Here is a 22,219-nt window from a genome sequence, read left to right as displayed (position 1 = left end):
CGTCGCGCAGGTTGCCGGCGTTGTTGACCACGCCGTCAACGCGGCCGTACAGGTCCAGCGCCTGCTGCACGATCTTCTGCGCGCTGGCCCAGTCGGCCACGCTGTCGGTGTTGGCCGCGGCCACGCCACCGGCGGCTTGGATCTCCTCGGCCGTCTGCTGGGCCGGACCGGCGCTGCCGCCCGAGCCGTCCATGGCGACCCCCAGGTCGTTGACGATCACGCGCGCGCCCTGGCGGGCCGCCTCCAGGGCGATGCCCTTGCCCACGCCGGCGCCCGCGCCGGTGACGATGATGACTTTTCCTTCAAGCAGATTCATGGTTGATGCTCTCCTGACAAATGGATGGAAAATGCTGGTTCCTGCCCCGGGCGCAAGGCAAGCCGGCCTCCCTGCGCGACCGCCCGCTGCACGGCGAGCAGGTTGTCCAGGGGGCCGCCGTACCGGCTGGCGCGCTCGCCGGCCAGCGCCGCCAGCGCCTGGTGGTTCAGCAGCGCGGGCGCAGGACTGGCCAGCGGGTCCAGGCCGCCCGGGCAGGCAATGACCGCCAGCGCATCGCCGCCCGGCCCCATGCGCAGGGGCGCGATGCCTGCGGCCAGTGCGCCGGAAAGCGTGTGGACATGGCGGTGCTGGCCCTGGCCCGGCTTGTCCTGCGCAGCCGCGACCACCGCGCCGCGCAGGCGGCCCGCCTCCAGCAGCGGCACGACAGCCTCCAGCCGGGCCTGCGCAGTGATGGCTACGCGCGCATGACAGTCCTGAATGTGGCTGGCAATCTCAGCGGCTGGCGCAGCAGGGTGGATCGCCACCACCACGGCGTCGCAGCGCAGGATCGCGAAATAGGCAATGGGCAGTGCCCTGCAGGCCGCCATCAGCAGCGCCACGTGGTCGCCGGCGCGTACTTCCAGGCGCTGTTGCAGGTAGCCGGCCAGGTATGACGCGGCGTCGTGCAATGCGCTGTTGCTCATCTGCGCGCCATCGGCGTCACGCAGCACGGGGGCGCATGGCAGGCTTTGCGCGCGAGACGCCAGCGGCGAGAACAGGTGCAACACCCGCCCGGGTGTCGTTTTTTCCTGGGTCAGGCCTGATGCGGGCATGGCAAGAGAAGGCAGCATGTCTGCGGCACGCCTTTACTCCGGCTGAATGCCGGCAATGGTGACCAGGCGCTGTGCCGGTGCCGCGCGCCATTTCTTCCGTGATATGAACATGATCGATGCTGGTCCCGATGCCCTTGCCGCCCCGGAGGGAGGCGGGTTGTCTGTCAGCCGCCGCCGGCGTTGCCTGGCGGCGGGCCACTTGCTGTGCTGTCTGCCTGCAGACGCATGATTGCGCGTGGGCCGGGAAGCGAGCACTACCCGGTGCGGGTGGGAATCGGGCACCGGCGGGCGGGGTGTATCGGATGAAACAGCGGAAGAAGCCGCGGAAGAAGCCGCCGGAAGCGCTGGCGGAAGGAAGCCGTGGGCGAGAGGCGCCACCGGCCGGGCCGGAACCGGCGTGTCAGGCGCTCGTCAGTCAGCCAGGTCGCGCAGCCGGGCGGCGGCGCCACCGCGTCCGCTGACACCCAGCTTGGCGTAGATGTTCTTCAGGTGCCACTTGACGGTTTCCGCCGACAGTCCGAGCACCATGGCGATCTTCTTGTTCGGCATGGCCTGGGCGACCAGGTTCAGCACCTCGCGTTCACGCTCGCTCAGGGTCTGCGCGGTGTCGGGCATGCCGGCCAGCTCGGCCGCCGAGCCATGCGCTGCGCGGGCGGCCTCGGCCTGCAGTCGCTGCACGTAGAACGCCAGCACCGGGTCGAGCGGGGCGGCCTGCGCGAGCGCGCCAAGCTGCCGCGGCAGGTCGCACGAGGCGTCCAGCAGCGTGCGCACCAGTCCCAGGCGGTGACCCAGGCGCAGGCCTTCCTGCAGGTGCTCGCGCATAGCCGGCAGGTCGCCCAGATGCAACCGGGCGATGGCCTGCTGCAACCGCAGCGCGGCCACGCGCGCCGGCTGGCGCCGCAGCCGCGCGTCCTGCAGCAGCAAATCCAGCCGCGCCGCCGCGGCACCGAAGTCGCGCAGGTAGAGGCTCATTTCGACGCGGATGCGCTCCATCGCGGCCCGGACCTGGCGGCCCTTGGGCGAACTGGCGTCGGCATGGCGGGCGGCAATGGCCTCCAGCCGCTGCGTGACCTTTCCGGCGGCTTCCATCTCGCCCAGCTGTTGGTGGCGCCGCAGGCGCAGCGCCAGCGCGCCGATCAGCAGGCGGTCCAGCCCGAAGCGGCCGGCATAGGCTTCCAGCCGGTCCAGGTAGACCACCGACCGTTCGCGCCGGCCCGCCAGCCAGTGCGCATTGGACAGCACGGCCATGGCATGCAGGACCGTGTCCGGCAGCGATACGCGTTCCAGTACGTTGATGCGCGGCTCCAGCAGCTGGATGGCGGCGTCGGCATCGTTCACCTCGTACAGCATGTCGGCCAGCAGGCCGGCCGCCATGCAGGACAGTCCAGTATAGGCGGCGCCACCAGCCTCGGCCCTGGCCAGCACCTCGCGCACGGTCTTCTCGGCCTGTTCGAGCCGCCCTTCGAGCGCCAGGCTCATCGCACTGATGCACTGCCCCAGCAGGCTGCTGCGCGGCGCGGCGCGGAGCGCCCCGGTGTGCTCGACAATGGCGCGCGCCTCGTCGTACTCGCCGCGGTAGACGAGGGCCCAGCCGAGGATGTTGCCACGGCAGATCCAGCTGAAGTCATCGGCATCGGCGGGGATGTCGCGCAGTTCCGGCGCCATCGCCAGCACCGTGTCAATGTCGTCCTGCTGCAGCGCCAGGCCCGCCTGGATGAGCGCGGCGGTATAGCGCTGGCGGCGATCCAGCCCGTGGTGCTGCGCCTGGATCTGTTGCACGCTCTGGCGCGCATCGTCGAAGCGGCTGGTGTACATCTGCAGGTAGGCCGACGCAACCAGCAGGCTGAAGCGTTGCCGCACATGCTCATCCGGCAGCTGCCGCAGCAGCCGGCCGAGCTGGCTCAGGTCGCCGTTGACCAGCATGGCGTAGGCACGGTCTTCCACCATGGCGGCGGCAGCCTCGACGTCGCCGGCCAGCACGGCATGGCGCACGGCGTCATCCATGTAGCCACGCGCGCCGAACCAGGCACACGCGGCGGCATGCAGTGCCTGCCGGTCGGGCGCCGGCCATTCCTCCAGGCGCGCCAGCAGCACTTCGCGCAGCAGGGGGTGCAGGCGGTACCAGGTATCGTGCTCATGCCTGCCGATCTGCGTGATGAAGAGGTTGCCCTGCTCCAGCCGCTCCAGCCGCTTTGCGGTCTGCTCCGTGTCTTCCGGACGGCCCGCCACCGCGGCGCAAAGCGGCGCGCAGAGGCGGTGGCAGATTGCCATGCGGGTCAGCATGTCGAGGTCTTCGGGCGCCAGCCGCCCCAGCACTTCCTGGTCGAAATAGCTGGCGAAGGCACGGGCGTCGCGCACCTGCACCGCGCGGTAGCCCTGGCCGCGCCGGTTGCGCAGGCCCACCGCGAAAAGCTGCAATCCTGCCACCCAGCCGTCGGTCAGCCGGTGCAGTTCCATGGCATCGTGCCTGTCGATGGCGCCGAGCTGGTCGCAGAGGTAGCGTTCGGATTCCTCGGCGTTGAAGCGCAGGTCGCGCGTGTCGATCTCGGTGAGCCTGCCCTGCGAGCGCAGGCGCTCGAAAGACAGTGGCAGCGCGCTGCGTGAACTGAGCGCCAGGTGGACGTTGGGCGGCGCATAGGCCAGCAGCCACTGCAGGGCCTGGAAAATGCGCGCATCGTCGATGTGATGCAGGTCGTCGAGCATCACCATCAGCTCGCGCGGATGGTCCGCCAGGCCTTGCACCAGGCTGATGACCCAATGCTCGATCGCGGCGTCGTCATTGCCACGTCCAAGCAGCAGCGAGGCTTCCCGGACGATGGCCGGGTTCGTTGCCGCAATGCTGGCCAGCAGGCACTCGAAGAACCGCACGGGCTCGTTGTCCTCCGCCGCCAGCGACAGCCACGTGATGTCATAGTCGAGCGACAGCAGCGAGCGGCGCCACGCCAGCAGGGTACTGGTCTTGCCGCTGCCGGCCTGTCCCTGGACCACCACGCAGCGCTGGCGCCGCGCTTCCTGCAGGCGGGCCATCAGCCCGGCGCGCGGAATCAGGGCATGGGTGACGCGTGGCGGCATCAGCTTGGTGCTGGCCACGGATTCCATGGCGGCATGGGCGGCGTCAGGCCCGGCACCGGGCAGGGGGCCAACGGCTGTAGCGGGCTCGCGATCGTCTTCACTGGCCGCGCTTGCGACAGACTGTGCGCCTTGGGAGCGGGGGGGCGCTGCCGGCATGCCTGCCGCGGGAGGCGCCGGTGCCACCGGGCCGTCAGCCATCCACGTGAATTGCCTGGCTGCCGGTTGCGCCAGGCAGGCCTCGATGGCTGCAAGCAGTGCCGGTGCCTTGCGCATGGCATGGTGCAGTTGCGCGGTCGTCATGGCGCGGCAGAAGCGCTGCACCATGCGTAGCCACGACGCGGGCATGGCGCAGAAATGGATGCGGATGCGCGGATGCCGGCCGATCCATTTCCTGACGGCGGGCCGGTGGTGCGTCGCATAGTTGTCGGCGAGGATGTGCAGCGTCCGGCCCTGCGGCGTGGCTCGCTCCATGTGGCGCAGGAAGGCGAGCCAGGCGGCCTCACTTGCCGTATCGGCCTGGTCGGCCGGATCCGCATCACCCGGTGGCAGGGCGCCCAGATGCGCCTCCAGCACCCTCAGCGTGCCGAGCAGGTGGGTGATGCCCACGCGTCGCGGCGACCCCGGCAGGGTTGCCGCTGTTTCGGCGGGTTTGATCTCGTCTTCGCTGTCAAGCGCCAGCGCGTGCTCCGAATGCGACATGTAGAGCCCCGCGATGTCGAAGAACAGTTCGCCTGGCGTGGGATCGGCGCGCGCCTCGCGCTGGCGCTGAACCGGCGGTTCGTGACCGGTCGCGCGCCAGTGCCGCGAAACGGTGGCGGCGCTGACGCCCAGTTCCCGGGCCAGCTTGCGCGTGCTCCACGGGCTGGGGGAATCGGGACGGCCCTGGGCGGTCAGGGCCGCCAGCTGCGCGAAGTCGATCTTCACCGGCGGTGCGCCGCGGGGCAATTCGTTGGCAATGCCCGCCAGCCGCCACTGCGCATACCGTTCGCGCCAGCGCGATACCTGCGCGCGTCCCAGGCCGAGCTGTTCGGCAATGTCCTTGTTGCGCATGCCGCCCGCGGCCAGCAGCACCATGCGCGCGCGCTGTGCCATGCGCGGGCTGTCGCCAGTGTCCTCCGCGAGGGAGGTCAGCTCTGCGCGCTCCGCGTCTGTCAGCACGATCTCTGGTGCAACTCGCATGGGGTGCCGTCTCCTCGACTTCGTGTCCTGCGCTGTGGCCTCGCTGTGGCCTCGCGGGGGCCTGATGGGGCGGAGTAGAACATAAAGTCGATTTTGTGTGCAACTCTCCGTAACCATAGGTCCAGCCAGGGAAGCGCGCGTGGCGACAGGCAACAGGCCTTGCCACCCCCCGCGAGTAGTGCGGCAAGGCGTAGCCGCCCGTTAGATTGATACCACCAAATAGCAGGACGGACGCCCGTCCATTCTCTGGAGAGACAAATGAGTGTTACGCAAACCTTGGTGGGGTCGGCAGGCTGGCTGACGCTGAACCGCCCGGACAAGCTGAACAGCATGACGCGCGACATGGTGGAGAGCATGACTGCCACCCTGAAGTCGTGGCGCGACGATGCTGCGGTGCGCGTCGTGGTGGTCACCGGCACCGGGCGCGCCTTCTGCGCCGGCGCAGACCTGAAGCAGGGCAGCGCGACCGTGCAGCCCGGCGAGAAGGACTCGCTGGACATCATCGTCAATTTCTTCGACACGCTGCGCAACTTCCCCAAGCCGGTGATCGTCGCCGTCAACGGCCTGGCGCTGGCCGGCGGCATGGAAGTCGTGCTCTCGTGCGACATCGTGCTGGCCGCCGAGAGTGCCCGCCTTGGCGACGCCCACTCGAACTACGGCGTGTTCCCGGGCGGCGGCGGCGCGGCGCTGCTGCCGCGCAAGGTGCCCGACAACGTGGCCCGCTACCTGCTCTTCACGGGCGATGCACTGAGCGCCGCCGAGATGAAGACCTACGGCCTGGTCAACGAAGTGCTGCCCGACGCCGAACTGCTCGACCGTGCCCAGGCGCTGGCCGACAAGCTCGCGAACAAGAGCCCGCTGGTGCTCGCCCGCATGAAGCGCGTCGCGGCCAACGCCAACGACAAGACCACGGCCGACGCGATCCGCCACGAACTGCTCGAACTGCGCGACCACAAGCGCTCCTACGACATCCAGGAAGGCCTGCGCGCCTTCGCCGAAAAGCGCGTCCCCGAATTCCGGGGCTATTGATTCGCCACCAGAATCCGCCTGGTACCCGCTGTCCGCGCACACCGGTTGCGCGATGCAGCCACTAACGCACTCATTGATCAAGTATCCAAGATGCCATACGAACTGCCCACTGACGACATGACCCTTGCGGCTGACAGCTTCCGCAAGTTCCTGCACGCCGAGATCAAGCCCGTGGTCAAGGAATACCGCGACCGCCACATTCCCAAGGAGAAGATGCGCGAGCTGACGCGCCAGATTGCCAATTTCGGGCTGCCGGGTTGCACCGTGCCGGTAGAGCATGGCGGAATGGGCTGGACGTACTCAGCGCAGGGCATGCTGTTCGAGGAACTGATGGCCGTCTCGTGCGATATCGCGATCTGCGTGATGATCAACAATGGCATTGCCCGCCGCCTGCTGTCTGCGAGCCCGGCGCTGCGTGACCGCTACCTGCCGGGGATCCTGGCCGGCGAACTGTTCGGCTGCGCCGGCATCAGCGAACCGGATGTCGGCTCCAACGTCGCGGAAATCAAGACCCGCGCAGTGCGTGACGGCAGCGACTTCATCATCAACGGGGAGAAGACCTGGATTACCAACGGGCATTACTCCGACTTCATCATCTGCACCGTAAAGGGGGAGAAGGGCTTGTCCCACATCCTGGTCGACCGCCAGGAGCACGGGTACGAAACGCGCAACATCGAGAAGATCGCCCTCAATTCCCAATCGACGGCTCAGGTCTTCTTCAGCGACACGCGGGTGCCGGACAGCAACCTGATCGACGGCGAGGGCGAAGGGCTGAAGAACACCATGCGCATGTTCGAGCATGCCCGCGCACATGTCGGCATGCTGTCAGTGGGGCTGATGCGCGCCGCACTGGAAGAGTCGATCGCCTATTCCCAGCAGCGCAAGCAGTTCGGCAAGATCATCGCCAGCCATCAGCTTGTGGCGGCAAAGATCGCCAACATGGCGATGCTGCTCGATGCCTCGCGGCTGATGTGCCAGCGCGTGTTCGGCATGATCGATGCCGGCGTGCGCTGCGATCTGGAGGCATCGATGGCCAAGGCCTTTGCCACCGAGTCCGCCGTCCGGGTTTGCCGCGATGCCGTGCAACTGCATGGTGGCAACGGCATCACCAAGGAGTTCAACGTCGAGAAGTACCTGCGCGAGGCAATCATCATTCCGATTCCAGATGGCACGACGGAGATCCAGCGCCTGTTTATCTCGCGCCGGCTGACGGGGATCTCGGCGTTCGTCTGAGCGTCGATTTGCGGGGAGAAAGGGCTGGCGCCATGCCAGCCTTTTTTTGTTGGACAGGAATGAAAAAAGCGCCTGCCACAAGCAGGCGCTCCTGTTCGCGGCTTCTGCCGGAACTCACGCCACCCGGCGTGTCCGGTCTTTCCAGTACTTTTCCCGTACCTGCCGGCGCTGCACTTTGCCCACCACGGAGACGGGGATGTCAGCCACGAAAACAATGGACTTGGGCGCCTTGAACCGTCCGATGCGTCCCTTGACGTGCTCGATCAGCGCTTCCGTGCTGACCTCGCAGCCGGGCTTGAGTACCACCTCCGCGTGCACGATTTCTCCCCACTGTTCGTCGGGCACGCCTACGACTGCCGAGATCGCCACGGCCGGGTGCGAGCTGAGCGCCGCCTCGACCTCGACGGCGTAGACGTTGAAGCCTCCGCTGATGATCATGTCTTTCTTGCGGTCCACGATGAAGAGAAAGCCTTCCTCGTCCAGGTAGCCCAGGTCGCCTGACTTCCAGAAGCCGTTCTCGAACTCCGCCGCCGTGCCTTCAGCGTTGTTGTAGTAGCCCGAGATCACCGCGCGCGAGCGCAGCCAGATTTCACCAGTGACGCCCGGCGGCACCGGCTTGCCCGCATCATCGACGATCAGGACCTCGGCCTGGGCCGTGACGCGGCCCGCGGAGCCGAGCCGTTCGTCGGAGACCGTGGCGTGGTCAGCCTTGGTCAGCACCGCCACGCGCTGCATGCACTCCGTGGAGCCGTAGGCCTGCACGAAGATATTGCCGAAGCGCTGCTGCAGCAGGCGCAGCTTGCTGGGGCTCATCGGCGCTGCGCCGTAGAAGCAGGTGGCCAGGCTGGACAGGTCGTAGCTGGTTGCCTCGGGCAGGTCCAGCAGGCGATAGAGCAGCGTGGGGACCATCATCGCCACGGTGATCCGTTGCTCCTGCACGTTGCGGCACCACTGGCGCAGGTCGGGCACGTTCTGCGTGACGGTGCAGCCGCCGCGGAACATGGTGGGCAGCAGGCCCAGTCCGGAGCCGTGGCTGATGGGTGCCATGTGCAGGTAGCGCGTGCCGGCGTCGAGCCAGTTTTCCGGGCTGGCATAGAAGGAGTCCCGGTTGGCCAGCCAGTTGTCCATGGTGTACTGGGCGCACTTGCTCTTGCCGGTGGTTCCGCCGGTGAAGCGGTAGACCAGCACGTCCTGCGTGAGATCGCTTTCCACGCCGGGATCGGTATCGGGCACGCCATCGAGCAGGTCTTCAAAGTACAGCAGTCCGTCCCTGGGACTGGCGGGCGGGTCCATGCAGACCACGGTGATGCCGCGCTCGTGCAGCATGCCGAAGTATCCGTCGATCAGGCCGTTCTCGATGAACACGACCCTGGGGCGGATAAAGTCGATCTGCCAGCGGTGCTCGTCGATGGAATCGCGGAAGTTGGTCCAGCATGCCGCCGCTTCGCCCTTGAGGGCGGTCCATGCGTGCAGCAGCGACAAGTTATCGTTTTCAAGAATGCACAGGTAAGTATCACCGCGGCGCAGCCCCAGGCGCTCGCGCAGCATGTTGGCGACGCGGTTGGTGAACCGGTGCAGTTGGTCGTGCGTGAAACGGCGGTTGCGTTCGATATTGACCAGCGCCTCGCGGTTGCCATGGTGCATGGCGATCTGCCCGGTAAGACGGGCGAAGTTTGTTTTCATACGGTCTCTCCATGTTGCGCAGGTGCTGCTGATCCGTTGCCGCACCCATTTTGTCGAGGGGCGGGGCCGCCGTGCCGCCCCGGTCTCCCTGTATTCGTTCCTGCCGCTTTCCGCGTCAGTCCTTGCTCCATGCGTCCAGCACCGTGCCGGAGTGCTCGCCGCGCGCGGGGATGGGCCCGGGCGCGCCTGGCGGGGTGGCGGAGAACCTTGGCGCCGGGCTGGCCTGCAGCGCCCCGTGCGCGTGGAAGTAGACGCCACGTGTCCGCATATGGGGATGGGCCGCCGCTTCGTCGGGGCTCAGCACTGGCGCAAAGCAGGCGTCGGAACCCTCAAGCAGCGCGCACCAGGCATCCCGGTCGCGCGTCATGAACAACCGGGCCAGGCGCTCGCGCAGGGCGGGCCAGCTGGCCGGGTCATCGGCTTTATCGTAGGCGGGATCCTCGGCCAGCCCCAGTCTCTCGCGCAATTCGCGGTAGAACTTCGGTTCCAGCGCGCCCACCGAGAGATGGCGCCCGTCGGCGCAGCGATAGGTGTTGTACCAGTGCGGGCCATCCAGCAGGCTCTTGCCGCGAGCCGCTTGCATCCTGCCGCCGGCCTGGAGGCCCAGCAGCAGCGACATCATGTGCGCGCTGCCGTCGACGATGGCGGCATCCACCACCTGTCCCTTGCCGGTGGCGCGCGCGTGCATCACACCCGCCAGCAGCCCGACGGCCAGGTACATGGCGCCGCCGCCGATGTCGCCCAACAGGCTGGGCGGCGCCATCGGCGCATCGCCGGGCTGCCCCGAGTACCACAGCGCACCCGACAGCGCGATGTAGTTGATATCGTGCCCGGCGGCGTGGGACAGCGGGCCGTCCTGGCCCCAGCCGGTCATGCGCCCGTACACCAGCCGCGGATTGCGTGCCAGGCAGGTGTCCGGCCCGAGTCCAAGGCGTTCCATCACGCCCGGGCGCATGCCTTCGATCAGCGCGTCGCAGCGTTCCGCCAGTTGCAGCACGGTTTCCACGCCCTCGGGCGTCTTCAGGTCCACCGCCACCGAACGCTTGCCGCGCCGGGAAATGGCGTGGCTTCCCAGGTCGATGTCTTCCGTGCCGGCCTGCGGGCGATCGACCACTACCACGTCGGCGCCCAGGTCGGCCATCAGCATGCCGCAGAACGGCCCAGGGCCGATCCCTGCCATTTCAAGCACCCTCAGGCCCGCCAGCGGCCCTTGCCTGCATGATGTCATTGTCTTGACTCCGCGAATTGCGATGATCGCGATGAGAGATAGCCATGCACGAGCGCCTGGCCCCCCATGCCGGGAGGCAGCGCCAGGTGTAGCGGACATGGCAGCTCATTCATCGCCGGATCGGATCTCGATGACGGCGTCCGCCGCATAGGCGCCTTCGCCCTGCGGCATCGCAAAGACAGGGTTCAGGTCCACCGACTGCAGGCGCGGGCCGGCGGCGGCCGCGAACGCCGACAGGCGCGACAGCGTGCGTGCCAGTGCGGCAATGTCCGCTACCGGCCGGCCGCGCGCGCCCAGCAGCAGCGGCGCTCCCCTGATCGAGCGGATCATTGATTCGGCCACGTCTTCGCCAAACGGGCAACGGTGGAACACCACGTCCCTGAGCACCTCGACGAATACGCCGCCCAGGCCGAACATCGCAATGGGGCCGAAGACCGGGTCGCGGTTGATGCCCATGATGCATTCCACGCCGCCGCTGAGCTGCCTGGCCACCAGCACACCTTCGATGCGGGCGTCGGGCGCGGCCGCGCGTGCGCGCTGCATCAGCGTGCCAAAGCCACTGCGCACCGTGGCTTCGTCGCGCACATCGAGCAGCACGCCGCCGATCTCGGACTTGTGGAGAATGTCCGGCGACAGGATCTTCATTACCACCGGGAAGCCGATCTCCCGCGCCGCTGTGAGCGCGGCTTCGACATCCTGGCAGGCGCGCTCGGGTGCGCTTGGGATACCGGCGTCCGCCAGCAGTGCCTTGGCCTGCGCTTCGGTGGGCGTCTCGGCCGGCAGCGTCACCGGCGCCAGTCGCGGCGCCGGCAGGCGCGCGTGCGCGGCAAAGGCACGGCCGAAGCGCCCCATGGCGGCGATGGCCGTGGTGGCGCGCGTGGGGTCGCCGAATACCGTGAATCCGGCCGCCTCGTAGCGTGCCATGATCTCGGCCGGGCCGCGGGCAACGACCACGTAGAGGCGGTCAGGGTAGCGGTCGCGCACACTTCCCAGTTGCCCGAGGAGGGTCTCGGTCACCACCGGCGAGGCGGCGGCATAGCTGAAGAACCCGAGCACGGAACGATAGTTGCCCTCGTTGACGATGGCCTCTGTGAAGGGGGTGATCAGCGACGGGTCGTTAATGAACTGGGCGGTCGTGTCCACCGGATTGCGTGGCGAGCAGATCGGCAGCATCTCCAGCATCCTGGCCTGCGCGGCAGCGGGCATTTGCGGCATGGGCAGGTCAAGTTCCTCCGCGACGTCCGAGATGATCACGCCGGCGCCGCCGCTGACCGTGATGACCCCCAGGGTGTTGTCCGCGGGGAAGATGCCGCGCATGGCCAGGCGCAGGATATCGAGCATTTCTTCCGTATTGCGCACGCGCACCACGCCCAGTTCGTCCAGCACGGCGCTGAACACGGCATCGTCGCCGGCAATGGAGGCGGTGTGGGACTGCGCCGCCGCGCCGCCCAGTTCGCTGCGGCCCACCTTCATCATCACCACCGGCTTGCGCGCCGCGCGCGCCGCCTGCAGCGCCTCGACCAGCCCGTCTCCGTCGTTGATGCCCTCGGAGTACAGGGCGATGACATCGGTGTTCGGATCGTCCACCAGCAGACGCACGATGTCGCCGACCGTCAGGTCAGCCTCATTGCCCGTCATGACGATACTGGACGGATAGACGCCGGCTTCCATGGCCGACAGCACCAGGTGGCTGCCGTAGGCGCCAGACTGGCTGACGATGCCGACCCGGCCGGGATGCACGTCGGTAGCTCCGGCGAAGGTCGAGAACGTGCCGATGAAGCCCGTGTGCAGGTTGGCCAGGCCCAGCGAATTCGGCCCCAGCAAGCGCATGCCGGCGCGCCGTGCGGTTGCGACTATCCCGGCCTGCATGGCCGTGCCTTCGCCGCCGACTTCGGCAAAGCCCGCACTGAAGAGGATGGCGGCCGGTACGCCGCGCGCCGCCAGCGCTTCCACTACGCCCTGCACCTGCGACGCCGGCACGGCGACGATGGCCACATCGGGCACCTCAGGCAGGTCGGCGATCGAGGCATAGGCGGGCAGACCCTGCACCTCGGCACGGTTCGGGTTGACCGGCAGGATGCGGCCGGTAAAACCCTGCTTGCGCATCGAGGCGATAGGGCGGCCGCCGATACGGCCAGGGTCATCGGAGGCGCCGATGACGGCGACCGAACGGGGGGCCAGCAGGCAGGCGGGAGTGGTGAGGGTGGTCATGGTCGGCGTGCGGGAAATAAGGGGCCGCTGGAGGCCGCTCGCCATTGCGGCAAGGGGCTGGGAAGAGGCCGGGAATCAATGGCGTGAAAAGAGCGGGGAACCCGCGCTCTTTTCCCTGCGCGCTCAGAGCGGCCTGAACGTCGGCAACGGCGCACCGTTGTCGGTGGGCGAGAAGGCCACCTCTACACGCTGGCCGATGTGCACGGTGTCGAGGTCGCAATCGACGATGTTGGTCATCATCGTCACGCCTTCGTCGAGCGTGACATACGCCATGCAGAACGGGATCGGGCCGGCGCGCCGCGTGACGCTGTACGAGTAGACGGTGCCGCGGCCGCTGGCCGCTTTCCAGTGGGTGCTGCCCATGCAGAACGGGCACAGCGTGCGCGGGTACCAGTGCGGCTTGCCGCAGCTGTCGCAGTGGCGCACCAGCAGGCGGCCTTCGCGCGCGGCCTGCCAGAACTCGGCGTTGTCGGGTTGTTCCGAGGGGGCCTTGAGGGTGGTGGGAGTGTAGGGTGTCGTCATGAACTTGCTCCGTGCCTTGGTCAGGCGGCTGCGTCGATTACTCGCGTTCCAGGATCAGGGTGGCGCTGCCGTGGCGGGAGCCCAGCAGGCCGCCGGTGCCCTGGGCAAGTGCCAGTCCGCAGTGCTTCACCTGTACGGCAGGGTGGGCTTCGCCGCGCAGCTGGCGCACCGCCTCGATCACCTTGGTGATGCCGCCGCGGTTGGCCGGGTGGTTGTTGCACAGACCGCCGCCATCGGTATTGAAGGGCAGCTTGCCGACGCCGGAGATCAGATTGCCGTCGGCCACGAAGCGGCCGCCTTCGCCCTTCTTGCAGAAGCCCAGGTCTTCGAGCTGCATCAGCACGGTGATGGTGAAGCTGTCGTAGATCGAGGCGTACTGGATGTCCGCGGGCGTGACACCGGCTTCGGCAAATGCTGCCGCACCGGACATCCTGGCCGCGGACCAGCTCAGGTCCACCTGGCCGCCCAGCTGGCCTTTGACGTGCTCGCCCGCGCCAAGGACCTTGATTTTCGGCCGGTTCAGCTTCGCGGCGATCTCCGGGCGCGCCACGATCAGTGCACCGCCGCCGTCGGATACCACGCAGCAGTCGAGCTTGCGCAACGGGTCGGAGATCATCGGCGAATTCAGCACATCCTCCACCGTGACGACCTCGCGCAGCATGGCATTGGGGTTGTGCTGCGCGTGGTGCGAGGCGGCCACCTTGATCCATGCCAGCTGCTCGGCCGTGGTGCCGTATTCGTGCATGTGCCGCATCGCCACCATGGCGTACATGTTGACGGTCATCGGGCTGAAGGACGCCTCGAACGGCAGGTCGGGCACGTTGTCGGCCCAGCCGCGGGGCTTGGTGCCGCTGGAGCCTTCTGAGCGCGGGCGGCCGGCCAGCGTGATCAGCGCCACATTGCACTTGCCCATGGCGATGGCCTGCGCGGCATGCGAGACGTGTGCCAGGTAGGACGAGCCGCCAGTCTCGGTGGAGTCCACATGGCGCACCTTCAGGCCGAGGTAGTCGACCATGTTCAGCACGCCAAGGCCGGGCGCATCACCGGCGCAGAAGTAGCCGTCCACGTCCTGCAGGGACAGTCCCGCATCTTCCAGCGCGCCTTTGGCGCATTCCGCGTGGAGCTGCGCCACGGTCTTGTCCGGCGCCTTGCGGGTCGGGTGCTCGTGGGCACCGACGATATAGGCCTTGCCCTTGATGCTCATGCTTCGTTTCCTGTTGAGTCAGAGAGAGATGGCGGGATCATTCGGATCCCGGTCGGCGATGCGGCAGGCGGCGAATCACTGAGGCTCGATACCGGCACAGGTTTTCCTCCGTTCTGATGGTTGCAGCGGCTTGCTTGTCGAATCTGTTCAGCCGCCCTGGCTGGCTGGTGCCGTGGCCCGGCCATCGGGCCACAGCAGCTTCGCGGTCTCGCCGTTCTCGCGGTAGGTGTGGCAGCTGTTGATCAGCATCGGCCGCGGGACAGGCTTGCCGGGCTGGCCGGGCTTCTGGCCGCTGCGCTCCCTGCGCATCACCGCCATGGTCGTCTGCATGGCGGTGGTGGCCAGCGGCCCCAGCAATTCCGTCAGGTGCGTGCAGCCATTCACGCCGCCGACGATGGCCTTGGCCTTCTGCCGGAATCCGGCTCGGATCTGCAGCCCCTTCAGCCCCGCGTAGGCCGGCGCAATGTCCGCGCATTCGACCGTCGGGCCGGTCTCAATGCTGGCGCTGACGTCATGAATCAAGAGGTCGCGGTCCACCGTCAGCACGATGCGCATGTGGTGGATCGCGCCGCCTGGCGGGACCAGCTTGAACAGCAGGTCGGTGCCGTTGGGGGTGATGTCCTGCATCTCGCCCTCGATGTCGAACAGGCCGTCGCTGCGTTCGTAGCCGGTGCAGGCGATGCGGCGGACGTGGATGGGCTGGCGGGAAGGGGTGTCGGGGGGCATCAGGGTCTCCGTGCCGGGCTGGGCGCCCGGATCGCTCGATCTCGGCATGGTCAGTTCTGCGGCTGCAGCCAGCCGCCGTGGCGGCCCCGCCTTGCGGACTGCATGCGGCGGTACGCCGCCCAGAACAGCACGCGCAGCGGAAACCCCAGGCCGCCGCTCATGACCTGCCGGCAGTGCTCCGCCTGCAACTCCATCGGCACCCCGAGCTCGGCGGCCGACGCGTAGCAGACGATGCGCATGCGCGCATCGCCGCCTTGCATGCGGCTGTCCAGCAGGGCGTGCAGCGTTTCCGCGTAGGACGACTGGCCTGCCGCGGGCGCAGACTCCCGCGCGCAGCGCTGCAACTGACGGCTGAACTGGCGGACTTCGTGCAGCAGGTCCATCAGCCGTTCCATCGGTGCGATGGCCTGCAGCGCGCTGCAGGCCGCGTGATGCCCATGCCGGGTGGCGGTGCACATCTGGGGTGTTGTCTGTTGTACCTGCATCGTCTTGCCTCTAAGGAGTTGCACCCGCCGGCAACATTTGCTGTTGCCACGTCGGGAATCAGTGTCATGCGGCGCAGCCGGAATGACCCCACTCAACCAAGGGGGGCAGCGGGCGGGTCTGCCCCGCCCGAAGCGGATATGGCTCGTTTTCAGTGAAACAGGGACGGAAGCAAGGGTACGCATGCCGATGGGCGGTCACATTTACGAGGAATGGTAGATTAATACGAAATTACGTAGAATGTGGTTTAATGGTACGACACTTTGAAGTGTCATACGGTATTTCGAAAACAAATCAAGCCGTCGCAGAAGGCAAAGCCGACATTCCGGCATACAGGAGACGCATTCCATGACCACGCCGATCACCCGGTTCAGAACCTTGCTCGCCCGGATGGCGGCCGTTGGCCGCGGCGTCCTGCTCGCTTGCGGGACACTTGCAGCCCTGGCGCCGGCTGCGCTGGCCGAGACCGCCTATCCGGCCAGGCCCGTGACGCTGGTCGTGCCGGGGCCGCCAGGCGGCATTACCGACCAGCTCGGGCGCCTGGTCGCTGCCAAGATGACCAGCGACTACGGCGTGCGGGTGATCGTCGACAACCGCCCCGGCGCCGGTGGCAACCTGGCCACGGAACTCGTGGCGCGCGCGCAGCCCGATGGCTACACCGTTCTGCTGGGCACGCAGGGCACCATGGCCAGCAACCAGTTCCTGTACAAGGCGCTGCGCTTTGATCCCGCGAAGGATTTCGTGGCTGCGCAGGGGCTGGTATCCATCCCCAACTTGCTGGTGGTGAACGGCAAGTTGCCTTACCAGTCGGTCAGCGACCTGGTGGCGTACGCCAAGGGGCATCCGGGCAAGCTGGCGGTGTCTTCGGCGGGCAATGGCACGGGCAGCCACCTGGCCGCCGAGCTGTTCCAGACGCTGGCCGGCGTAAAGTTCGTGCACGTCCCGTACAAGGGTAGTGCGCCGTCCATCAATGACCTGCTGGCCGGCCAGGTCGACCTGACGTTCGACTATCCCGTCTCCACGCTGGCGCAGGTCCAGGCCGGCAAGCTGCGCGCGCTGGCGGTGACCGGCGCGACCAGGCTGCCGGCGTTGCCACATGTGCCCACCATTGCCGAGGCCGGCTATCCGGGCGCGGAATCCACCTCGTGGGTCGGCCTGTTCTTCCCGGCGCGCACGTCCGCCGCGGTCGTGGCCAAGTGGCAGGCGGACGTGACCCGCCTGCTCAGGGATCCGGCCGCCGTCGAAGCCATCCAGAGGATGGGTGGCGTGCCCCTGCCCTTGAGCGGTACGGCGTTCAGCGGCTTCGTGCAGGCCGAGCGAACCAAATGGAAGGCCACGATCGAGCGCGCCGGCGCAACCATCGACTGAGCGGCTTTCCTGGCCCCGGCCCGGACATCATCCACGGCCAGCCACTGAATGAAGTCCCGCAGCGGGCGCGTCCGGCGCGCCGCAGTATCCCCGTCAATCCGCAGAGGCTGTATATGCGTGTTGCACCCCAGATCCTCCTGAGCGAGCAGGAGCGCACCGAACTCGAATCCCTGGCCGCGGCTGCCGACAGCACGCCGAGGCTGGCGCAGCGCGCCCGCATCATCCTGCTCGCGGCGAGCGGCGAACAGAACAAGGAAATCGCGCCCCGGCTTGGCATCGGCCGGGCGCAGGTGGCGCGCTGGCGCGAGCGCTATGCGTTGACGGGCCTGACCGGCATCCTGCAGGACCTGCCGCGTGGCGCACCACCGGTCAAGGTGGACCTGGCGCGGCTGGTGGCACTGGCCGGCCAGCGTCACAACGGCTCGACCCGGTCATGGAGCACCAGGCGCCTGGCCACGGAGCTCGGGGTCAGCGCGGCAAGCGTGTCACGCCACTGGCGCGCGACCGGCCTGGCCGGCGCCGGCACGAGCGAGCCGCGCAACCCGCGGACCCACGACTTCAGCGGTTCCGCGCCGGAGATCGTCGGGGTTTACATGGCGCCGCCGGAGCACGCGCTGGTGCTGTCGTCCGACCAGGGGGATGCCGCGGAGGCGGTCTCCGATGCAGGCATGCAACAAGGCATGCAACAAGGCATGCGTGCGCCGCCAGCCCACCAGCGCGGCCTCGGCGCCTCGCTGCTGACCGCGCTGCAGGTGCCCGCGGTGTTCGAGGCCGGGGCCTTCACGGCCGGCAACGCCTGTGCAACGGCGCGGCATGCCGGCTGGCTGGCGTTCCTGCGCGAACTCGAAGCGGTTACGCCGGTGGGTAAAACGCTCCGGGTGATCGCGGACAACCATGCGAGCCACCACCACGCCGAGGTGCAGCAATGGCTGCGGCAGCATCCGCGCATTCGCGTGGAGCTGGCGGCGGGCGGCGCGGGCTGGTTGCGCGCAGTGCAACGCATGCTGCGCGATGCGCAGGCGGGGCGGCCAGATTGCGGCTTTCCGGCCGGGATTCCCGAGGTGGTGGCGGCCATCGAGGCGGCCACCCAGGCCGGGGCGAGCATGCCGTACAGCTGGCTGCGCCGTGCGCCGCTGGCGGCTCCGGACGCATCCCCGGCCGCGGTGCCGGGTGCCGGCGAAGGCGCGCAGCACTGCGCGGCGCCGCATGACAACACCACCCAGGCGAAGGGCCTGGCCGTGACGACGGAGGCGGCCGGGCGCACGATCTGGCCGATCGCCAGCGCGAAGGTCCTGCCGCCGCGCGGCGCGCGCCAGCTGATGCCGCGCGAGGCGCTGATGGCGCGCCTGCTGGACGCGCGCCGGCAACGCTGCGTGGTGATCCAGGGCCAGGCAGGTAGCGGCAAGACCAGCACGATGATCGCCTGGCGCAAAGCCATGATCTCGCTGGGCTATGACGTCTGCTGGCTGTCGCTGGCGGTGGAAGACAATGAACCGGCGCGCTTTTTCGACTGCCTGCTGGCCAGCATTGCCGAAGCGGACGTCGCGGCCGTGCGCGAGGCATCGCTGGTGGTGGCCGGCGATTGCGACGAGGCCGCCATCGAGCTGTGGGTCATCACGCTGGTGCAGGCCCTGGCACGGCGCCAGCGCGAGCTGGTGCTGATCATCGATGACCTGGACCACCTCACCGACGCGCGCATCCTCCAGGCGCTGCAATGGCTGCTGGACTACGCGCCGCCGCAACTGCACCTGGCGCTCAGCTCGCGCAGTGCACTGGTGCTCTCGCTGGAGCGGCTGCGCCTGCAGGGCACGCTGGCCGAGTTCGATATGCGCGACCTGCGCTTCGCGCCGCAGGAGTCGGAGCGCTTCCTGCGCGAGCAGCTGGGCGGCATCGACAGCGACGTAGCGGCCACGCTGCACGCACTGACCGATGGCTGGGTGGCCGGGCTGCAGCTGCTCGCCATCGACCTGCGCTCCCGGCAGGACACGCAATACCTGCCAGCGCAAGTGCGCGACGTGCGCGCGTTCACCAGCTACTTCGAGCGCGAAGTGCTGGTGCGGCTGGCGCCGGCGGACCTCGATATGCTGACCCGCGTGGCCATCTGTCAGCGGGTCTGCGCGCCGCTGTGCGCCGCCGTGCTGGGCGATCCACGGGCCGTCGCGCAGCTCAAGGCGCGCCTGTGCCAGCTGGTGGCAGACAACCTCTTCATCACAGTCATCGGCAGCCATGACCGCGAGACCTGGTACCGCATCCACCCGCTACTGCGCGAAGCGCTGCTGAACCGGCTGGCCGCGCAAGGCGAAGACGCGGCGCGCGCGCTGCATGCCACGGCGTGGCGCTGGTTCGATGCGCGCGGCGAGATCGACGATGCCGTCTTCCACGCGGTCAGGGCCGGCGACGTGGACGCCGCCGCCGGCATGGTGCAAGCCTGCGCACGGACACTGCTCGAGCGCGGCGAGCTGGTCCAGCTGGCCGGGCTCTTGCGCCAACTGCCGCTCGACGAGGTGCGCCGGCGCTTCGGCCTGCACACGGTGCTCGCTTACGTGCAGCTGTACAGCCGCGACTTTGACGCGTTGCGGCGAAGCCTGGAGCAGATGGAATCCCAGCAGGCAACGATGGATCCGTGCGAGCGTTACTCTCTGCGGCTGCTGCGCGCCGGGCTGGCGCTGCAGCTGGACGACACCGATGCGGCGGCAGCGCTACTGCCCGATTTGTGGGAACCGCCGGCCAATGCCGATGATTTTGCCCGGTATGCGCGTGGCAACGTCGTCTCATGGCTGCTCACAACGCGCGGCGAGTACGACCTGGCGCGCGGGGTGCTGGAGGAGACCCACCTGCCTGCCGAGGCGCCGCGCAACGGACAGCTGGCACGCTGCATCCATGCCATCAGCCTGGCGCGCGAGGGCCGCCTCAGGCACGCCTGCAAGATCGTGGGCGAGGTCATGGAAGAGGCCGAGCGCTTTGGCGCCGCCTATGTCGGCCTGGCCTGCATGGCGGCCGGCCTGCTCGCCGATGCTCTCTACGAGCTGGACGAGACCGAGGCCGCTTGCCAGCTGCTGGCACCGCGCATCGGCGTACTGGAGCGGGTGTCGCTGCCGGAAGTCGTGCTGCGCGCTCACATGGTGCTGTCCAATGCGCACTGGCTCGCGGGCCGCCGGGCCCAGGCCCTTGCCAGCCTGGATCGGCTTGATGCCTATGCCGGGCGCTATGGCCTGGACCGTCTGCAGGCCGAGTCGCTGGCGCTGCGCCTGCGCCGCCACCTGCAGCAGGGCGAGATGGAGCGCGCCACTGTGGCGCTGGAACAGGTGCAGGCGATCGCTGCGCGCAACGCCGGCGGCGGCCGGCAGAGGGCCGCGATAACCGCCGCGGTCGCCGCGCGCGCTCACATCGAAATGGCGCTGCACACCAAGGACTATGCCGCGGCGGTGGAAAGGGCCCAGCTGCTGGCCGCGTCACCACATGGCGCGCAGGCGCTATGCGCGGCCAGCCTGAGCCTGCAGCTGGCGATGGCACGGATGGGACTGGGCGAGGCGCAAGCGGCGCGCAAGGACTTTGCGCAGGCCATGCGCCATGGGCACAGGCTTGGCCTGACCCGCACGCTGCTGGACGCTGCCGGCGGCGTGGCAGGGGCGCTGGCCGCGTTCGTCGGTGAAGACATCGCGGATCCAGTCCTCGGTTTCTACATTCGGCGGCTCCTGGCCGGCACCGGCAGCGCAGGGGCCGCGCCGGGCCCGTCGCCACGGGCTGCACCGGCCGGCCCGATCGACGCGCTCAGCGAACGCGAGCGCGAGATCCTGGACCTGCTGGCGCAGGCCATGTCGAACAAGAAGATCGCCAGGGTGCTCAACGTTTCGGCTGAAACCGTGAAGTGGCATCTCAAGAACATCTACGCCAAGCTGGGCGTCTCCGGACGCGGCGGGGCGGCCGCCAGGCTGCGCGACCTGGCCGCGCCGGCGACGGGCGTTGCGCGGGCGTGAACGCTGGCCAGGGGCGGAGGGGGCAGGTGCCCTCTGCTGCCTGTCTCATCGATTCGCTCGCCCGTCTGACACATCCATAAGCTCCATTCCAGGCATGCCACCCGCGTCGGGGAGTGCCGACGCATGTGGGCGACGCCATCATGGCCACATCGGCAGCGCCTTCGTCCATCGCATCACCATGTTCCCTTCGATCCGGTATCCCGACTCCTGCGCGCACGGCATGCCGACTGCGGTGCAGGGGACTTGCGCCACGCTGTTGTGCGGCCTCGCGACGCAGGCCGAGGCGTGTCCTGACGAAGTCGCCATCGACTACCACGGCCGCAGGCTCAGCTACCGGGCCCTGTTCGACGCCAGCCTGGCGCTGGCCGGCTATCTGCAGCAGCACCTGGGCGTTCGGCGCGGCGACCGGGTGTTGCTGCTGATGCATGAATGCCCGCAGTTCGCCATGGCCGCGCAAGCCATCTTGCATTGCGGCGCCGAGGTGGTTGCGCTGGCGCCGCTGAGCCACGCCGACGCGGTCGCCGCTTGCGTGTCGGATGTCGCTGCCTGCGCGGCCGTGACCATGCAGGACGGATTGTCGCGCGTGGCGCCGCTGCTGTGCGCGCAAGGCCTGCGCGGCTGCATCGTCGGCGCGTACTCGGAGTTCGCCGGCGAGCCAGGCAGTCAAGCGTGGCTGGACGCTCCCGAGCATGTACGCGAGCCGCGCGTGCCGCTGCTGCAGCCGCGTGTGCATGACTTTGCCGGGGCGCTGGCTGCGGGCATTGCCCCCGCTCCCGTCTCCGTGGCGGGCAGCGATCCCGGGGCCGCATTGCCTGCCTGCGGGCGCTGCCGGCCTGAAGCGCGAAGCACTGCAAGGCTTCCCAACAACTGTTCAACCGAACCTGAATGGAGCATCAACCATGAATCTGCTTGAAGGAAAAGTCATCATCGTCACCGGCGCGGGCGCCGGCGTGGGCAAGGGCATCGCCCTGGAGGCGGCCCGCCAGGGCGCGCGCGTGATTGTCAACGACCTGGGGGTCGCCATGGACGGCTCGGGCGGCAGCGCCGGTCCGGCCCAGCAGACGGCCGAGGAGATCCAAGCCGCCGGTGGCATGGCCGCGGCCAACACCGACAGCGTGGCCGACTGGGCCAGCGCGCAGAAGATCGTGCAGCAGGCGCTGGACCTGTACGGCCGCGTTGACGGCGTGGTCAACAACGCCGGCAACCTGCGCGACG

16 protein-coding genes are annotated in these 22,219 nt (G+C 68.4%); 6 read left to right on the top strand and 10 right to left on the bottom strand.

Annotated elements, in window-relative coordinates; genetic code table 11:
• From DN412_RS38335 to DN412_RS38325, 3 genes are all read right to left on the bottom strand, one after another.
• Positions 1 to 316: SDR family NAD(P)-dependent oxidoreductase (locus tag DN412_RS38335; protein WP_115216309.1), on the bottom strand; the 316-nt coding region annotated here is incomplete at its 3' end.
• The gene (locus tag DN412_RS38330; RefSeq protein WP_115216308.1) at positions 313 to 1,107 is read right to left on the bottom strand and encodes an AMP-binding protein; all 795 of its coding nucleotides are present in this window, start codon (positions 1,105 to 1,107) and stop codon (positions 313 to 315) included. The genes DN412_RS38335 and DN412_RS38330, both read right to left, overlap by 4 nt.
• A gap of 393 nt (positions 1,108 to 1,500) precedes the next feature.
• Complete coding sequence (locus DN412_RS38325; protein ID WP_115216307.1) at positions 1,501 to 5,340, bottom strand: IS630 family transposase; 3,840 nt, start codon at positions 5,338 to 5,340, stop codon at positions 1,501 to 1,503.
• Between the two features lie 258 nt (positions 5,341 to 5,598).
• Here DN412_RS38325 and DN412_RS38320 point away from each other — a divergent pair, with 258 nt between their 5' ends.
• Both DN412_RS38320 and DN412_RS38315 read left to right on the top strand, forming a co-directional pair.
• Complete coding sequence (locus DN412_RS38320) at positions 5,599 to 6,369, top strand: enoyl-CoA hydratase/isomerase family protein (RefSeq protein ID WP_115216306.1); 771 nt, start codon at positions 5,599 to 5,601, stop codon at positions 6,367 to 6,369.
• Positions 6,370 to 6,459: 90 nt separating this feature from the next.
• The gene (locus DN412_RS38315; protein ID WP_115216305.1) at positions 6,460 to 7,602 is read left to right on the top strand and encodes an acyl-CoA dehydrogenase family protein; all 1,143 of its coding nucleotides are present in this window, start codon (positions 6,460 to 6,462) and stop codon (positions 7,600 to 7,602) included.
• Between the two features lie 114 nt (positions 7,603 to 7,716).
• Here DN412_RS38315 and DN412_RS38310 read toward each other — a convergent pair whose 3' ends face one another.
• From DN412_RS38310 to DN412_RS38280, 7 genes are all read right to left on the bottom strand, one after another.
• Positions 7,717 to 9,285: a class I adenylate-forming enzyme family protein gene (locus tag DN412_RS38310; RefSeq protein ID WP_115216304.1), complete on the bottom strand. Its 1,569-nt coding sequence runs from the start codon at positions 9,283 to 9,285 to the stop codon at positions 7,717 to 7,719.
• A 115-nt stretch (positions 9,286 to 9,400) separates the two neighbouring features.
• Entirely contained in the window at positions 9,401 to 10,513 is a 1,113-nt protein-coding gene (locus DN412_RS38305) for a CaiB/BaiF CoA transferase family protein (protein WP_115216303.1), read from the bottom strand.
• A 105-nt stretch (positions 10,514 to 10,618) separates the two neighbouring features.
• On the bottom strand, positions 10,619 to 12,724 hold the full coding sequence (locus DN412_RS38300) for an acetate--CoA ligase family protein (protein WP_115216302.1): 2,106 nt from the start codon (positions 12,722 to 12,724) through the stop codon (positions 10,619 to 10,621).
• A 123-nt stretch (positions 12,725 to 12,847) separates the two neighbouring features.
• Entirely contained in the window at positions 12,848 to 13,246 is a 399-nt protein-coding gene (locus DN412_RS38295; protein ID WP_115216301.1) for a Zn-ribbon domain-containing OB-fold protein, read from the bottom strand.
• A 37-nt stretch (positions 13,247 to 13,283) separates the two neighbouring features.
• On the bottom strand, positions 13,284 to 14,450 hold the full coding sequence (locus DN412_RS38290) for a thiolase domain-containing protein (protein WP_115216300.1): 1,167 nt from the start codon (positions 14,448 to 14,450) through the stop codon (positions 13,284 to 13,286).
• 147 nt (positions 14,451 to 14,597) lie between these two features.
• On the bottom strand, positions 14,598 to 15,224 hold the full coding sequence (locus DN412_RS38285; protein ID WP_244223023.1) for a DUF2889 domain-containing protein: 627 nt from the start codon (positions 15,222 to 15,224) through the stop codon (positions 14,598 to 14,600).
• Between the two features lie 2 nt (positions 15,225 to 15,226).
• Positions 15,227 to 15,661: a hypothetical protein gene (locus DN412_RS38280; protein ID WP_244223022.1), complete on the bottom strand. Its 435-nt coding sequence runs from the start codon at positions 15,659 to 15,661 to the stop codon at positions 15,227 to 15,229.
• A 346-nt stretch (positions 15,662 to 16,007) separates the two neighbouring features.
• Between DN412_RS38280 and DN412_RS38275 the strand changes: the two genes are divergently transcribed.
• The 4 genes from DN412_RS38275 to DN412_RS38260 form a co-directional block, all read left to right on the top strand.
• Complete coding sequence (locus DN412_RS38275) at positions 16,008 to 17,027, top strand: Bug family tripartite tricarboxylate transporter substrate binding protein (RefSeq protein ID WP_115216299.1); 1,020 nt, start codon at positions 16,008 to 16,010, stop codon at positions 17,025 to 17,027.
• A complete protein-coding gene (locus tag DN412_RS38270) occupies positions 16,985 to 21,004 on the top strand; it encodes a LuxR C-terminal-related transcriptional regulator (RefSeq protein ID WP_244223021.1) in 4,020 nt (1,339 codons plus the stop codon). The genes DN412_RS38275 and DN412_RS38270 overlap by 43 nt, the downstream gene beginning before the upstream one ends.
• A gap of 178 nt (positions 21,005 to 21,182) precedes the next feature.
• Entirely contained in the window at positions 21,183 to 21,917 is a 735-nt protein-coding gene (locus tag DN412_RS38265) for an AMP-binding protein (RefSeq protein ID WP_161564110.1), read from the top strand.
• A partial coding sequence (locus tag DN412_RS38260) for an SDR family NAD(P)-dependent oxidoreductase (RefSeq protein WP_115216297.1) occupies positions 21,904 to 22,219 on the top strand: 316 nt, incomplete at its 3' end. The genes DN412_RS38265 and DN412_RS38260, both read left to right, overlap by 14 nt.

The organism is Cupriavidus lacunae (assembly GCF_003353055.1).
In the GTDB taxonomy this organism is placed as follows: Bacteria; Pseudomonadota; Gammaproteobacteria; order Burkholderiales; family Burkholderiaceae; genus Cupriavidus; species Cupriavidus lacunae.
This window is presented reverse-complemented; position numbering and strand designations above follow the sequence as displayed.

Coding starts and splice junctions, on each gene's coding strand:
- DN412_RS38330 (WP_115216308.1), bottom strand. CDS start 1,107: ATGCTGCCTTCTCTTGCCATGCCCGCATCAGGCCTGACCCAGGAAAAA.
- DN412_RS38325 (WP_115216307.1), bottom strand. CDS start 5,340: ATGCGAGTTGCACCAGAGATCGTGCTGACAGACGCGGAGCGCGCAGAG.
- DN412_RS38320 (WP_115216306.1), top strand. CDS start 5,599: ATGAGTGTTACGCAAACCTTGGTGGGGTCGGCAGGCTGGCTGACGCTG.
- DN412_RS38315 (WP_115216305.1), top strand. CDS start 6,460: ATGCCATACGAACTGCCCACTGACGACATGACCCTTGCGGCTGACAGC.
- DN412_RS38310 (WP_115216304.1), bottom strand. CDS start 9,285: ATGAAAACAAACTTCGCCCGTCTTACCGGGCAGATCGCCATGCACCAT.
- DN412_RS38305 (WP_115216303.1), bottom strand. CDS start 10,513: ATGACATCATGCAGGCAAGGGCCGCTGGCGGGCCTGAGGGTGCTTGAA.
- DN412_RS38300 (WP_115216302.1), bottom strand. CDS start 12,724: ATGACCACCCTCACCACTCCCGCCTGCCTGCTGGCCCCCCGTTCGGTC.
- DN412_RS38295 (WP_115216301.1), bottom strand. CDS start 13,246: ATGACGACACCCTACACTCCCACCACCCTCAAGGCCCCCTCGGAACAA.
- DN412_RS38290 (WP_115216300.1), bottom strand. CDS start 14,450: ATGAGCATCAAGGGCAAGGCCTATATCGTCGGTGCCCACGAGCACCCG.
- DN412_RS38285 (WP_244223023.1), bottom strand. CDS start 15,224: ATGCCGAGATCGAGCGATCCGGGCGCCCAGCCCGGCACGGAGACCCTG.
- DN412_RS38280 (WP_244223022.1), bottom strand. CDS start 15,661: ATGCAGGTACAACAGACAACACCCCAGATGTGCACCGCCACCCGGCAT.
- DN412_RS38275 (WP_115216299.1), top strand. CDS start 16,008: ATGACCACGCCGATCACCCGGTTCAGAACCTTGCTCGCCCGGATGGCG.
- DN412_RS38270 (WP_244223021.1), top strand. CDS start 16,985: ATGGAAGGCCACGATCGAGCGCGCCGGCGCAACCATCGACTGAGCGGC.
- DN412_RS38265 (WP_161564110.1), top strand. CDS start 21,183: ATGTTCCCTTCGATCCGGTATCCCGACTCCTGCGCGCACGGCATGCCG.